This is a genomic window from Stenotrophomonas oahuensis (genome assembly GCF_031834595.1).
GTDB classification, from domain to species: Bacteria; Pseudomonadota; Gammaproteobacteria; order Xanthomonadales; family Xanthomonadaceae; genus Stenotrophomonas; species Stenotrophomonas oahuensis.
Genome location: NZ_CP115541.1, coordinates 2,259,223 through 2,272,446, shown reverse-complemented (window position 1 = coordinate 2,272,446; position 13,224 = coordinate 2,259,223). Strand labels below are relative to the sequence as shown.

The following is a 13,224-nucleotide window of genomic DNA, read 5'->3' as shown; positions in this document are numbered from 1 at the left end:
GCGCGCGGGAAGGTCTGTGACCGTATTCACATAACTGGCGTCAACACAAACGGCCGCAGCTCCCGCCAGACAAGGGCAGTTGCGGGCGCAACCACAGGTTTAGACTTGGTGGTTTCCCGTTGCCTGAGAAGTTGCATGTCCAAGCTGCGCCGCCCCACCCTGATGCTTGCCATTGCCGCCAGCCTGTCGCTGGGCCTGGCCGCCTGCGACCGCGAGGCCGCTCCCTCCGCTGCGGCACCGGCCGACACCGCGCCGGCCACCCCGGCCGCGCCCAAGGCCCAGCTGGGCAGCTTCGGCTTCGATGCCGCCGGCATGGACCGCAACATCGCCGCCGGTGATGACTTCTTCGGCTTCGCCAACGGCACCTGGGTGAAGAACACCGAGATTCCGGCCGACCGTTCCAGCTTCGGCAGCTTCAATGTCATTTCCGAGAAGACTCTGGCCGACACCCGCGCCATTCTTGAAGGCGCTGCCGGTGACGCCAAGGCCAGCGGCGAAACCAAGCTGATCGGCGACTACTACGCCGCCTTCATGGACGAAGCCGGGATCGAATCGCGTGGCATGGCCCCGGTGAAGCCGGAGCTCGACGCGATTGCCGGCATCGCCGACAAAGCCGCACTGGCGTCCACCCTTGGCGGCACGCTGCGCGCCGACGTCGACCTGCTCAACGCCACCAACTTCTACACCGACCGTCTGTTCGGCACCTGGGTGTCGGTGGACCTGCTGCAGCCGGACCGCAACGCGCCGTACCTGGTGCAGGGCGGCCTGGGCCTGCCCGACCGCGACTTCTACCTGCAGGGCGGCCGCATGGCCGAGCTGCGCAAGCAGTACCAGGCCTACATCGCGCAGGTGCTGCAACTGGCCGGCGTGGCCGACCCGGCCGGCAAGGCGCAGCGCATCCTCGCGCTGGAAACCCGCATTGCGCAGGCGCACGCCACCCAGGAAGAAACCAACGACGTGGCCAAGGGGGCCAACGCCTGGACCCAGGCCGACCTGAGCGGCAAGGCTCCGGGCATGGACTGGGCCGCCTTCCTCAAGGCCGCCGGCCTGGACCAGCAGCAGGACTTCATCGTGTGGCAGCCGAAGGCCGTCGCCGGCATTTCGCGCCTGGTCGCCACCGAGCCGCTGGACGTGTGGAAGGACTATCTGACCTTCCACGCGCTGGACCGCGCCGCCCCCTACCTGCCCAAGGCGCTGGCCGACGCCCGCTTTGCCTTCCACGGCACCACCCTCAACGGCACCCCGCAGCAGAGCGAGCGCTGGAAGCGTGCGGTGGATGACAGCAACGCGGCGGTCGGCGAAGCGATCGGCAAGATTTACGTTGAGAAGCACTTCGACCCGGCCACCAAGGCGCGTGCGGACGAGATGGCGAAGAACATCATCGCCGCCTTCGCCAAGCGCATCGACGCACTGGAATGGATGTCGCCGCAGACCAAGGCGCACGCCAAGGCCAAGGTCGCCGGCCTCACCGTAGGCATGGGCTACCCGGACAAGTGGCGCGACTACACCGGCCTGGAAGTGAAGCGCGATGACGCGCTGGGCAATGCCGAACGCGCCAGCCTGTTCGAGTACCAGCGCAACATCGCCAAGCTCGGCCAGCCGGTCGATCACAGCGAATGGGCGATGCTGCCGCAGACCATCAACGCGATGAACGTGCCGCTGGAAAACCGCCTGGTGTTCCCGGCCGCGATTCTGCAGCCGCCGTTCTTCGATGGCGCTGCGGATGACGCGGTGAACTACGGTGCGATTGGTGCGGTGATCGGGCACGAGATCAGCCACGGCTTCGACAACGCCGGCGCGCTGTTCGATGAAACCGGCAAGTTGAACAACTGGTGGACGGCCAATGACCTGAAGCAGTTCACCGCTGCCGGTGATGCGCTGGCCGCGCAGTTCAGCAGCTACGAGCCGTTCCCGGGCGTGCACGTCAATGGTCGCCTGACCCTGGGCGAGAACATTGCCGACGTGGCTGGGCTGGCCACTGCATACGACGCGTATCATCTGTCGCTGCAGGGCAAGCCGGGGCAGACGATTGAAGGCTTCACGCCGGACCAGCGCTTCTTCCTAGGCTTCGCACAGGCGTGGCGCAGCAAGGCGCGCGAGCAGGCGCTGCGTAATTCCCTGCTGACCAATGTGCATGCACCGGGTCAGTTCCGTGCGCTGACCGTGCGCAACCTGGACGCGTGGTATCCGGCGTTCGAGGTGAAGGAAGGTCAGAAGCTGTACCTGGCCCCGGAGAAGCGGGTCAAGGTGTGGTGAGGTGAGGTTTGGAACGGGCGCTTCGGCGCCCGTTTTTTTTGGGGGGGTTATCGGTGACGTGATGCATCCTTCGTGACACCCATGCGCGCATATGCGCGTGGGGCGGTGCCGTCGGTCAAGGCGCGACGGAACAACGGGGCCATGCTGGCCAGCATCCTTGCTGACGCGGCCGCCTGCATGCGCTGCAGCGGCGTCCGCTCCAACATCGCGTCAGCCCAGTCCGGCAGCAGCGCCGCGCCTGCGCCCAGGAACAGGTCGCGCGACAGCCCCGCCATCGGCACTGGCAGTCGGATACCCGACAACACACCCAGCACCTCGCGCGAACGCGCATCAAATCGCAGTTGAGGCTGCTGCGCGGCGAAATACGCGGTCACCGCCGCCTCACTGGCCGGCACATCCCTCGCACCCAGCGCTTCCGCCACGCGCCGGTATTCGTTGTAGTACTGGTCCGCAAAAGCCGGCGATGCATCGCGGCAATAGCGCCGGTAGCCCTGCAGGAAGCCATACGCCTCGGTCACATGCACCCAGGTGAGTAACGCGGGATCATCCGCGGCATACGCCTGCCCGTCCGGGGTGTGGCCGCGCACCTGCACGTGGATGCGCTTCACCTTGGCGACCAGCGCCTCCACCTCGCCGCTGGGCGCGTAACTGGTACCCGCCACGAACGCGGTGGTGCGGCGCAGCCGCCCGACCAGGTCGTCGCGGAAGTTGGAATGGTCATACACCCCGGCCAGCGCCAGCGGATGCAGGGTCTGCAGCATCAATGCGCACAGCCCGCCCGCCAGCATGCCCGGGAGTTCGGCATGCACCTGCCAGGTGGCGCTGTCCGGACCGAACCAGCCCGGATCGCCCAGCGGGTGGTCGTAGTTGATGCCGCTTTCGCCGCGTGGGAACGCCCCGATCACCCAACGCCGGATCGACGCGGTGGCGGGGGTGGAAAGGCGGTGCAGCAGTGAGGGCATGGCGGGTCCGAATGGGTGCGGCAACAGCGCGAATCTGCGCGGTTGTGTCAATTCTGCGTGATCTGCGACAGGGGGGCCACGGCGAATGGCGGGCCAGGCTGAAAAATTTGCGTATGCAGCACGAATGCCGTGGGTTTTGCTAAATGGTGCGGGGGATTTGCATGCCGCAGTGCGGAATATTTTCGTCGCACCGCGCATTCATAAATGACCCCTGCGGCGATTTGTCGCACTGCCCATTGCCAAGCGAAATGAAAGTGCTACTACTGAATACACCGAATGTAGAGCCGGGCTTGCCCGGCTGCATGCGGAGCCGGGCAAGCCCGGCTCTACGTTACATCGATGTCCCGTTCGTCCAATGCGCTACCGCTCGTTCCCCAAGGAGCTCGTGATGATCGCTTTGTTCAAAGGTTTGGGATTGCTGCTCCAGGACAACGAGCTGTACCGCAGCCCGTTCGAGAAGCAGGTCGCGCATTGGCGCAACAAGAGTGAACAGGAAATTCGCGAAGAAGTAAGCACCCTGGCCAAGGCCAAGGGGCAGTGGCTGATGGCGTCCATCGTGGGCTGGCAGGCGGCCTCGCTGCTGATCCTCGGTCTTATCGCCAACTACCTGTGGAAAGACGACTTCCATATCACCTTCACCCGCGTGGTGATCGTGTTCGGCTCATGGGTCTCGATCCTGTTCGTGATCTGGTTCATGGCCAACATGTTCGACCACACCGCCGGTTTCGAGCGCTGGATGAAGGCCTTCAACAGCCGTGCGCGCATCACCAGCGACGCCGACACCGTGGAATGCGTGGCCGAGGCGCTGGACATGGCCCAGCATTACCCGGAAGTGCTGGATTACAAGCAGGCGGTGACCGCCAAGCGTGAGCTGCGGCATGAAGACATCCGGATCATGCGTGAGATCGGGCGCATGAAGCAGCATTCGGAACTGGTCGGCCAGCTCAATCACGTGGGTGAGCAGGACGGGCGGCATAACCTGCATCTGCAGCCGGCGTTTTAAAGCACCCCACATGTAGTGCCGGGCCATGCCCGGCAATGGCCGCCGACCATCCGTGCAGCGGGGGGTAGTGCCGGCCGCTGGCCGGCAAGCGGGGCAAGCCCCGCTCTACATCCCCCGGAACAGGCTCATGAACGGCTGGCTGACGTTCAACACTTCCGGCCGCTGCTTCAGCCGCAGCTGACCGCGCCCGGTATCGTCGCGGCTCACCGCCGCCACCGCCTTCATGTTGACGATGGTCGAGCGGTGTATCTGGCGGAACTTCTGCGGGTCCAGCACTTCCAGCAATTCCCGCAGCGGCGTGCGCAGCAGGCTTTCACCGGCTTCGGTCACCACGGTGGTGTACTTGCTGTCAGCGCGGAAGTACATCACGTCTTCCAGCATGATCAGCTGCGTGTCACGCCCATTGCTGGCGGTGATCCAGGCCAGCGGCGGCGCATTGCTGTGCGCGCCCGGGGCCTGACCCAGGCGCTGCAGCAGCTGCTCCAGCATCGCGTTGTCCGGCCGGCCCAGCTGCATGCGGCTGAGAATGCGTTCGCGCGTCGCCAGCAGGCGCTCGTCGCTGACCGGCTTGAGCAGGTAATCCATCGCGCCCTGCTCGAATGCATCGATCGCGTACTGGTCATACGCGGTGACGAACACCACCTGGGTGCGCGGGCTGATCTCCGGCAGCGCGCGCGCCACCTCGATGCCGCTGATGCCCGGCATGCGGATGTCGAGGAAGGCCAGGTCCGGTTTCAGTTCCGCCAGGCGCTCCAGCGCGCTCGCGCCGTCCTCGCATTCGGCCACCAGCCGCAGTTCCGGCCACAGCCTGCCCAGCTGGGCCACCAGCGACTGCCGCAGCAGGTCTTCGTCTTCGGCAATGAGTGCATCAAGCTGCATGGATGGCCTCGCGCGCGTCACGCGGCAGGGTAATGGTGGCGGCGACGCCACTGGGGAAGTTGCTGACAATGGCCACGCCGGCGCGTTCGCCGCAGGTCAGGCGCAGGCGTTCGCGCAGGTTCTTCAGGCCGATGCCGGTGCCACTGGTGCTCTGGCCGAAACCGAGGCCATCGTCGGCCACGGTCAGGGTCACATGGTCATCGAAGCTGCGCGCGATGATCCACACCGTGCCACCACCGGGCTTGGGCTCCAGCCCGTGCTTGATCGCGTTTTCCACCAGGGTCTGCAGCGCCATCGACGGCAGCGGCAGACTGTGCAGTGCCGGCGGCACGTCGACCTGCAGCGCCAGGCGTGCGCCCATGCGGATCTTCAGAATCTCAAGGTAAGCCTGGGTGCGTTCCAGTTCCACGCCCAGGGTGGACATCGATTCGTCCACGCTCGGCAGTGAGCTGCGCAGGTATTGAATCAGGTGCCCCAGCATCTGATCGGCGCGCGGCGGATCGGTGCGGGTCAGCACCTGCGCGTTGGCCAGGGTGTTGTAGAGGAAGTGCGGTTCCACCTGTGCGTGCAGCAGGTTCAATCGGGCGACCGACAGTTCCTTTTCGGTGGCGGTCTGTTCGGCGGCGGCCTGTTCGTCGCGGCGCTGCTCGGCCACGCGGCGGGTGATGGCGCGGCTGACCGCTTCGGCGTTCTCGTAGTTGCTGCCTTCGTCCACCGCCAGCAGATCGGCCCATACCCCGGCATCGGGCTCGAACAGCAGGGTCACGCTGCAGGTGCCCTGCCCCGGGGTCACCGTGGCCAGCACGCTGTTGCGCTTGATTGCCAGCCGCGCCGGCAGGTTCCAGCGTGACGGCGGGCGACCGTTGTAAGGGTCCACGCGGCGCACGTAGGCGCGCACCTGCAGGCTGCCGGCGGCGCTTTCGATATCTTCCACGCGCGGCAGTTCGGCGATTGCTTTTTCCACCACGTCGAAGGCTGCGCCAGCGTCCATCGGCACTTCAATCTGGCGGCGCTGGCGGCTGGACAGCGTGGTGGCGTCCAGCTTGCCTGCCACCAGCCAGACCCGGCGCAGGTGGGTGATGCTGCTGCCCAGCGCGGAAATCATCAGGAACAGGGCCAGCAGGGCGAATACCCAGCCCGGGCCTTCATCCATGCCGTGGAAGATGCCGCTCCAGACAAAGCCCGCCACCACGATGGCGAGGGCCCAGGCAGCCAGAATGCGGAAGATCAGGGCGAGGCTGGCGAACACGGCGGCGGGCTCTGGCAAGGGTGTGAGGCGAGCATAGCCCTGTGACCGAGAGGGGCAAGGGGCGTGCGACGAAAGCCGGGATTCGGGGGGTGAATCCGCACCTGGGCTCCGTTCGGGCACCGCGTGGACACGCATGGCGTGTCGCTACAGGTGAAGCGCCCGTAGTGACGCGCCATGCGCGTCACCACGTAGCCCCCGATTACTTGCGCTCGGCGGCGCTGGCTTCACGCGGGGCGCGGAACTGGGAATCCTCGCTCCAGTTCGGCCAGGCCCGGGAATTGGCCAGCTGGTTACCCAGCGTGTACACCACTTCCAGGTCGCGTGCGGCACCGGCAAAGGTCCAGTCCGGCTGCCACTCGTCGCCCTGCTGGTGGTAACGCTTGGCGGTGTAGTCGTCGGAGGCCTTCTTGCCGGCTTCCACGCCACCGTCCACCCAGTCCTGGCCCGCCGAGTACGACACCGCCGGCACGCCGCGCTTGGCGAACGGGAAGTGATCGGAACGGAAGAACAGGCCGGCTTCCGGCTTCGGGTCCGGGGTGTAGCGGATGTCCCAGCCCTTGGCCACGTCCTTCAGCTGGTCCAGCAGTTCCAGCTTGGCCGAACCGTAGATGCCGAAATCACGCGACGGCCCGAACGGGGCCATGCCGTCCATGTTGATCACCGCCACGGTCTTGCTTAGCGGGTACAGCGGGTGACTAGCGTAGTACTCCGAACCCAGCAGGCCCTTTTCCTCGGCGGTCACTGCCAGGAACAGCACCGAACGCTCGGGACGCTTGGCCTTGGCGAAGCCACGGGCCAGTTCCACCAGCGAGGCGGTGCCGCTGGCGTTGTCCAGTGCACCGTTGAAGATGGTGTCACCGTTCGCGTCCGGCTTGCCCACGCCGATGTGATCCCAGTGCGCGCTGTAGATCACCGTTTCATCGGGATGCTTGCTGCCTTCCAGGCGTGCAGCCACGTTGTGCGAGGTGATCACTTCGGTCTTCACCGCGTACTTGGCGGTCAGCGTTTCACCCTTCAGCTCGACCGGCTTGAAGTCCGGCTTCTGCGCCTGCTTCTTCAGCGCTTCGAAGTCCTGCCCGGCGCGCTTGAACAGTTCCACCGCCAGGTCGCGCTGAATCCAGCCTTCCAGCAGCGGGTGAGCTTCGGCCGGGTTGTCGCGGACCACGTCGAACATGGTGTTGGTGTTGCTGCCAGCCACCGTGGCCCAGCCGTACGAGGCCGGTGCGGTTTCGTGCACGATCAGCACGCCGAGTGCGCCCTGGCGGGCACCCTCTTCGTACTTGTAGGTCCAGCGACCGTAGTAGGTCATGCCCTTGCCGTCGAAGCTGCCTTCGCCGGTTTCGAAGTCCGGGTCATTGATCAGCACCACGGCGATCTTGCCCTTCAGGTCCACGCCCTTGAAGTCGTCCCAGTGCTTCTCCGGCGCGTTCACGCCGTAGCCCAGGAACACCAGCGGGGCGTTCTGGATATCGACCTCGCTGGCCCCGTTCATGGCGGCGCGTACGGCGATTTCCTGGCCCTGGGTCAGCGCCTGCGGCTTGCCCTTGCTGGTCAACGACAGGCTGGGGGTGCCGACGATGTCGCCCTTGCGCAGCGGCACGGCCTGGGTCCACAGGCGCTTGCCGTCCTTGAGGTCGCCGCCCGGCTGCAGGCCGGCGTCAGCAAACTGCTTGCTGAGGAAGGCGATGGTTTTTTCTTCACCGGCGGTGGCCGGGGAGCGGCCCTCGTAGGCGTCCGAAGCCAGTTCCTTGACGTCGGCGGAGATCCGCGCGCCGTCGAATTTCGGCGTCGCCGCCATCAGCGCGCTGGACACCGACAGGGCCAGCACGCTCAGTACCACTCGTTTCATTGCTCTCTCCGCAGTTGGGACATGCCCCATCTACGGATAGTACCGGGTTTGAGCGCGCCCCTTTGGGGCGTCACACGACCCACGGTCGTGTGCTACCGGCCGGGCATTTCGCATACGCCCCTTGGGGGCGTCACACGACCAATGGTCGTGTGCAACCGGGGCAACGGTGCTCCATAGGTAGCGCACGACCGTTGGTCGTGCGCCGCCTTCAATCCATCACCAATTCGGATCTTCCGCCGGTGCCGCCGGCTTCGGAGCTGCGGCACGCGCGGGCTTCGGCTTGGCCGTGCCCTCACCTGCCGGGGCGGCCGCTGCGGCCTGCTTCACCGCACCTGCCTGCTGGCGCAGCTCGATCGAGCCCGGCTTGAACGCCGCACCGCCCAGGTCCGCGCCCCCTTCAATCGTGCCGTAGGACGTCTGCGATGCCACGCGGTCGATCCGGATCGTGCAGCACGGCATTTCCGAACGGCCCAGCGAACGGCCGGTCTGCGGGTCCGTCAGCTCTTCGCCCAGGCTCACCGCCTGCCAGCGCTGGCCGACCTTCAGCGAATCGCCGCCCTGGCTCAGCACCACCTGGTCGCCACTCACCGACACCACGGACACCGGGAAGATCTCGGTGATGATCGCGGTGCCGATCTGGCCGGACAGCGAATCCATCATCGCCGCGGCCATGCCCTTGCCGTCCACCACACGCGGCAGCGTGCTCGGGCCGGTACCGGCCAGCTGGTGGTCGAAGCTGTCCGACATCACCACCTCGCCGGTGGTGGCGTTGATCAGGCGCAGGGTGATGCGCCCGCCACCGGAATACGACGTCACCTGGCGGTCGGACATGCGCAGGTTGCGCACGCTGCGCGGGTATTCGAAGCGCTCGATGGTCGGGATCAGAATCAGATCGGTGGCCAGCTGCTGGCCCAGCCGCGCGGTGTCCTGCAGGCGCACGTTGCCGCTGTTGATATGGTCGATCTCGGCCTGCATTTCATCGCCGAACTCGCGGTCCAGCACGATGAAGCGCTTGGTCTGGGTCAGCGTATCGTTCAGACGCGCGCGGATTGCGCGGGCCACTTCCTCGCTGTCCACGCGGCCGTCGCCGACCGCATAGGTGCCGGCGCGCACGCGCGGCTGGGCCACCACGATCTTCGGCCGGCCCTGTTCGTCCGGGGCGCGGTACTTGGCGATGTCGGCACGCACGCGAACCTTCCAGTAGCTGCGCATCGTGCGGCGGTTGTAGTCGCCTTCGAAGGAACGCGCGCCCTGCTTGGCCGAGACCTCGGCCTGTTCCTTGTAGCTCTCCTTGACGCTGGCCGACGCCGAGCCGCCGCCACCGGAGGCTTCGGCCTGCGCCTGTGCCGAACCGCTGGCCGAGGCCGACGCGGAGTAGCTGTAGCCTTCGTCACTGGCGCGCACGCGCGCAATGACTTCCTCATCCAGCTGGGTCACTTCTTCCTGCGACAGGATTTCATAGCCCAGCACCGCCCCTTGCGAGGCGGCAATCATCTGCTGGGCAAACGCGTCGGCACGGATGTCGCCGACGTGCTGCCCATCCACGTCCACATGCAGGCCAGCGCGGATGCTCTGCATCTGGCTGGCCACCCGCACGCCGTTGACCTGCGACACCGCCGACTGCAGCGCATTGAGCACGGCCAGCTCCGGCGTGCTGCCGATGCCCTCCGCTTCACGCGGCACTTTGGTGGTGCCACCGAAATCCGGCCCCCCGCGCAGCGGCGTTTCTTCCGCGGCAGGCTGTTCCAGTTTCGATTCGGGTTTCGGGGCTGCCGTGGTCTCTGCCGGTGCCTCCTGCTTGCCGCAAGCGGCAAGCAGGGCAGCGGTGAGGGCCAGGCTCAACAGTCGTACGGAGCTGTGCATGCGTAACCTTCAAATGACGTGGTAGGTATCGACCGTTGGTCGATACCTCAAACCGTGGGTCAATACATCAAAGCGAATCGAGCATCGACTCGGCGTTGCCCGGCACCTTGATCTTGGAGGCCTTGGCAAAGGTCAGCGCGGCCTTCGACGAGCTGTACAGCCCCTTCAGGTAGCCTGGCGATTCCTTGGCCACCCAGGCACCGCTGGCGAGCTTGCGGCCCACGGTGGCCAGCTGGGTCGCGCCCAGGTTCTTCATGCCGTTGGCGAAGTTGCTCGACTCGCCGCTCAGCTTCTGGCCTTCGGCCGCGGAAGCGACCAGCGACACCAGGCCTTCGGCGTAGTGCTGCTTCGATTCGGCGCTCAGTTCCGGCTTGGCGGCAACGCGCTCGTCAATGGCGGCCTGGGCGTTTTCGCTGACCGACACCGACTTCTTCATCTGGTCGACATTGACCGAACCGGACGACAGCGCCAGGCGCTCGGCTTCCAGCAGCTGCACCTGCTCAGCCAGGCCGAAGGCCTTGGCGAACGAGGTCTGGGCCTGCAGCGAGTGCGACTGCGAGGACACGAAACGACGCACCAGCGCTTCCTGCGCGGCTTCGTCCGGCACGTTGGCCGAGGACGACGAAGCGGTATTGCCGCCGCCTGCCAGGTCCTTCAGCTTGCCGAACTGGGCCTGGGCCGGAGCGGTGAAAGCGGTGGCGATGGCCAGAGCGATGAGGGTCTTGCGGATCATGGGAATTCCCCTGTTGTTCAATGTTGGATTGCAATGCGGTGGTCGTTGTGCACCCCGCATTGGTAGGTGCCGACCGTTGGTCGGCACGCTTTTAACGGACAGCCTTGACGTTCAGCTCGTTGATCATCTGCTGCGCGCCCTTTTCCGAGGCGATCTGCAGCGCATTGGTGCGGGCCACGCTTTCGTCCGGGCCGGTGCCGGAGAACTGCACCGGACCCACCGACGAGACGGTGCGCGGGAAGCGACCGCTGACGTCCAGCACCTTGCCGGTGACGGTGACGAACACGCGCACGTTGCCGCTGACCGGGTCGCGGTCACGCATGCCAACGTCCAGGGTGCCCACGGCCAGGTACGGAATGTTGGCGGCCTTGATGCCGTTGGCGGTGTCACGCAGGGTAGCGGCCGACAGGTCGTTGCCGGTGCTGAAGTCCTTGCGGATGCGCTCGATGCTGAGCAGGCCGCGGCTTTCGCCTTCGACGTACTCGGCTTCCACCACTTCATAGCCGGCGGCGCTGAACGCACCGGTCATGGCGGTGTTGATCTCGTTGGCGTTGGACACCTTCCAGGTGATGTTGTCGCTGCGACGGGTGGTGCTGCCACCCGAGGTCACCGACGCCGAGGCGTTCTGGTTGATGCTGCCGCTGGTGCTGACCGAGTTGCCACGGAAGCTGTCGCCTTCGCGGGTCTTTTCGTCATAGCTGACGCTGGCGTCGACGCGGCGGTATTCCTTGTCCTGGAACGACTGCGCGGTGTCCTGCGCGCGTGCCATGAACAGGAAGGTCAGCAGCGAACGTTCGTTGCTGCGCGCGCCGGCGGTGGCCGAACCGGCATCCAGCTTGGTCTGCAGCAGAGTGGTGTTGATCTCGGCGCGGACAGTGACGGTGTAGGTCTTGGCCTTCTTGTCTTCGGTGTCCGACAGCGGCACGGCGCTCAGCACGTAACGGTCGACATCGCCGATGAATTCGTCGCGACGGGCTTCGAACAGGCGCAGCTTGGCCGCACCGGATTCGGCGATGTAGGCCTCCAGTGCATTGACCTTGGCCTTGTTCAGGGCCTGGGCGCGGGTGTCGGCACTCAGGCGCAGGCCATAGCTGGCCGAACCGGTACCACGGGAACTGGCGGTCTGCGCCGCGACGGGCGCGGCCACCATCAGTGCGATGAGAATCAGCAGTACGGCACGAATCAACGGCATGACTTGATCAACTCCTGGAGGGCTTGGGTCTGTTGCTGCAGCGGCTTGCCGCCGGGCTTCTGTTCGTCGAGCCAGGCGCGCGAATCGGCGCGCTTGGCAGCGGCACCGGCGAAGGCGTCGAGCCCGGCCAGCACGGTTTCGTAGCTGGCCGACCACTGGTCCACCTGCCACTGCGTCACCGGCACCACCTTGGTGGCCCCCTTGCGCAGCGGCTGGTCGAAGAACACCTTGCCGGAGAACGGCTCCACCACCGACACGTTGAAGAACGCGCCGAACAGCATCGTCTTCACCGCCGGGGTTTCATTGATCACGCCGTGCTTCATGGCATCGAGCTTGAGCTTGATGACGTAGTCGGCTTCGGGAATCTTCAGCTGGTAGACCTTGCCATCGGCAAAGCGCGCGGCCATCGCCCCGCCGATCGCCTGGCCGGTCGCCGGCGGCAGCAGGCCGATGCCGGTGTTGGACGACACCGCCTTGGACAGCTCATGCGCCAGGGTGGCGCGCAGCACCGGCTCCAGCGCCGGGTCGGGCAGCTTGGCGCGGGCGGCATCGCTCAGCGTCACTTCGCCCACCTGCAGGCGGCGCACCGAGGCGTCCGGCAGCTTGGCCGGGTTGAGCGTGGCGGCCAGCACCTGCGGCAGGCTGGTGGCAGCATTGCCGTACAGCAGGTCGGCGATGATCGCGTCGACGTCGTCGCTGTCCGGGCGGTAGTCCTGCACGTCGATGCGCTGCAGGGTGATCGGGTAGGACGCCACCACCTGGCGTTCGCGGAAGTCGAAGAACAGCGCCTGCAGCGCTACTTCCACCAGCACCTTGTACTGGTTGCCGATCGGTTCGACCGAGATCAGCTCGCGGTCAAGCGCGGCCGCCAGCACGGTGGCGCTGGTGGTGCCGTCGAGCATGGCCAGCGGCTGGTCGATCAGCTCCAGCTGGGTCGGCTTCTGTACGCTCAGGCGTGCCCACAGGGCCTTGTTGAGCGTGGGCAGGCCGCGCGCTTCAAGCACGGCGGCGGTGCGCGGGGTGCTGGCCTTCACCGCGCTCTGGTCGGCGGTATAGGCAAAACCGGCCCAGTAGGCCTGTTGAGATTTATCGGCAGCCTGGGCGGCCCCGCTGGCGAACACCACCACCAGCCCGCACACCCACAGCCACGCGCTACGCGCGCGCGTACGCTTCGTCCCTGAAACCATTGTCCCGCTGTCCTTATCGGTTAGACCCGGAGTTTGACCGGGTCAGATTTG

General features: G+C 66.1%; 10 protein-coding genes. 2 read left to right on the top strand and 8 right to left on the bottom strand.

Translation table 11 applies throughout. The features are described from left to right. Positions 1-135: 135 nt before the first annotated feature. A complete protein-coding gene (locus PDM29_RS09955) occupies positions 136-2,256 on the top strand; it encodes a M13 family metallopeptidase (protein ID WP_311193667.1) in 2,121 nt (706 codons plus the stop codon). Positions 2,257-2,303: 47 nt separating this feature from the next. Here PDM29_RS09955 and PDM29_RS09950 read toward each other — a convergent pair whose 3' ends face one another. After that, positions 2,304-3,218 carry an oxygenase MpaB family protein gene (locus tag PDM29_RS09950; RefSeq protein ID WP_311193666.1) on the bottom strand — a complete coding sequence of 305 codons (915 nt, stop codon included), beginning with the start codon at positions 3,216-3,218 and terminating at the stop codon, positions 2,304-2,306. Positions 3,219-3,606: 388 nt separating this feature from the next. Between PDM29_RS09950 and PDM29_RS09945 the strand changes: the two genes are divergently transcribed. Continuing rightward, positions 3,607-4,221, top strand: coding sequence for a hypothetical protein (locus PDM29_RS09945; RefSeq protein WP_311193665.1), 615 nt, complete (start codon positions 3,607-3,609; stop codon positions 4,219-4,221). 105 nt (positions 4,222-4,326) lie between these two features. Here PDM29_RS09945 and PDM29_RS09940 read toward each other — a convergent pair whose 3' ends face one another. From PDM29_RS09940 to PDM29_RS09910, 7 genes are all read right to left on the bottom strand, one after another. Further along, complete coding sequence (locus tag PDM29_RS09940; protein WP_311193664.1) at positions 4,327-5,100, bottom strand: LytR/AlgR family response regulator transcription factor; 774 nt, start codon at positions 5,098-5,100, stop codon at positions 4,327-4,329. After that, positions 5,090-6,349, bottom strand: a complete 1,260-nt coding sequence (locus tag PDM29_RS09935) for a histidine kinase (RefSeq protein ID WP_311193663.1) — start codon at positions 6,347-6,349, stop codon at positions 5,090-5,092. Before PDM29_RS09935 ends, PDM29_RS09940 begins: the two co-directional genes overlap by 11 nt. A 199-nt stretch (positions 6,350-6,548) precedes the next feature. Continuing rightward, positions 6,549-8,198 carry a M28 family metallopeptidase gene (locus PDM29_RS09930; RefSeq protein WP_311193662.1) on the bottom strand — a complete coding sequence of 550 codons (1,650 nt, stop codon included), beginning with the start codon at positions 8,196-8,198 and terminating at the stop codon, positions 6,549-6,551. Positions 8,199-8,414: 216 nt separating this feature from the next. Beyond that, positions 8,415-10,061, bottom strand: coding sequence for a CsgG/HfaB family protein (locus tag PDM29_RS09925; RefSeq protein WP_311193661.1), 1,647 nt, complete (start codon positions 10,059-10,061; stop codon positions 8,415-8,417). A 67-nt stretch (positions 10,062-10,128) separates the two neighbouring features. Beyond that, positions 10,129-10,794, bottom strand: a complete 666-nt coding sequence (locus PDM29_RS09920) for a hypothetical protein (RefSeq protein ID WP_311193660.1) — start codon at positions 10,792-10,794, stop codon at positions 10,129-10,131. A 91-nt stretch (positions 10,795-10,885) separates the two neighbouring features. Beyond that, entirely contained in the window at positions 10,886-11,986 is a 1,101-nt protein-coding gene (locus PDM29_RS09915) for a hypothetical protein (RefSeq protein WP_311193659.1), read from the bottom strand. Next, a complete protein-coding gene (locus PDM29_RS09910; protein ID WP_311193658.1) occupies positions 11,977-13,173 on the bottom strand; it encodes a hypothetical protein in 1,197 nt (398 codons plus the stop codon). The genes PDM29_RS09915 and PDM29_RS09910 overlap by 10 nt, the downstream gene beginning before the upstream one ends. Between the last annotated feature and the right edge of the window lie 51 nt (positions 13,174-13,224).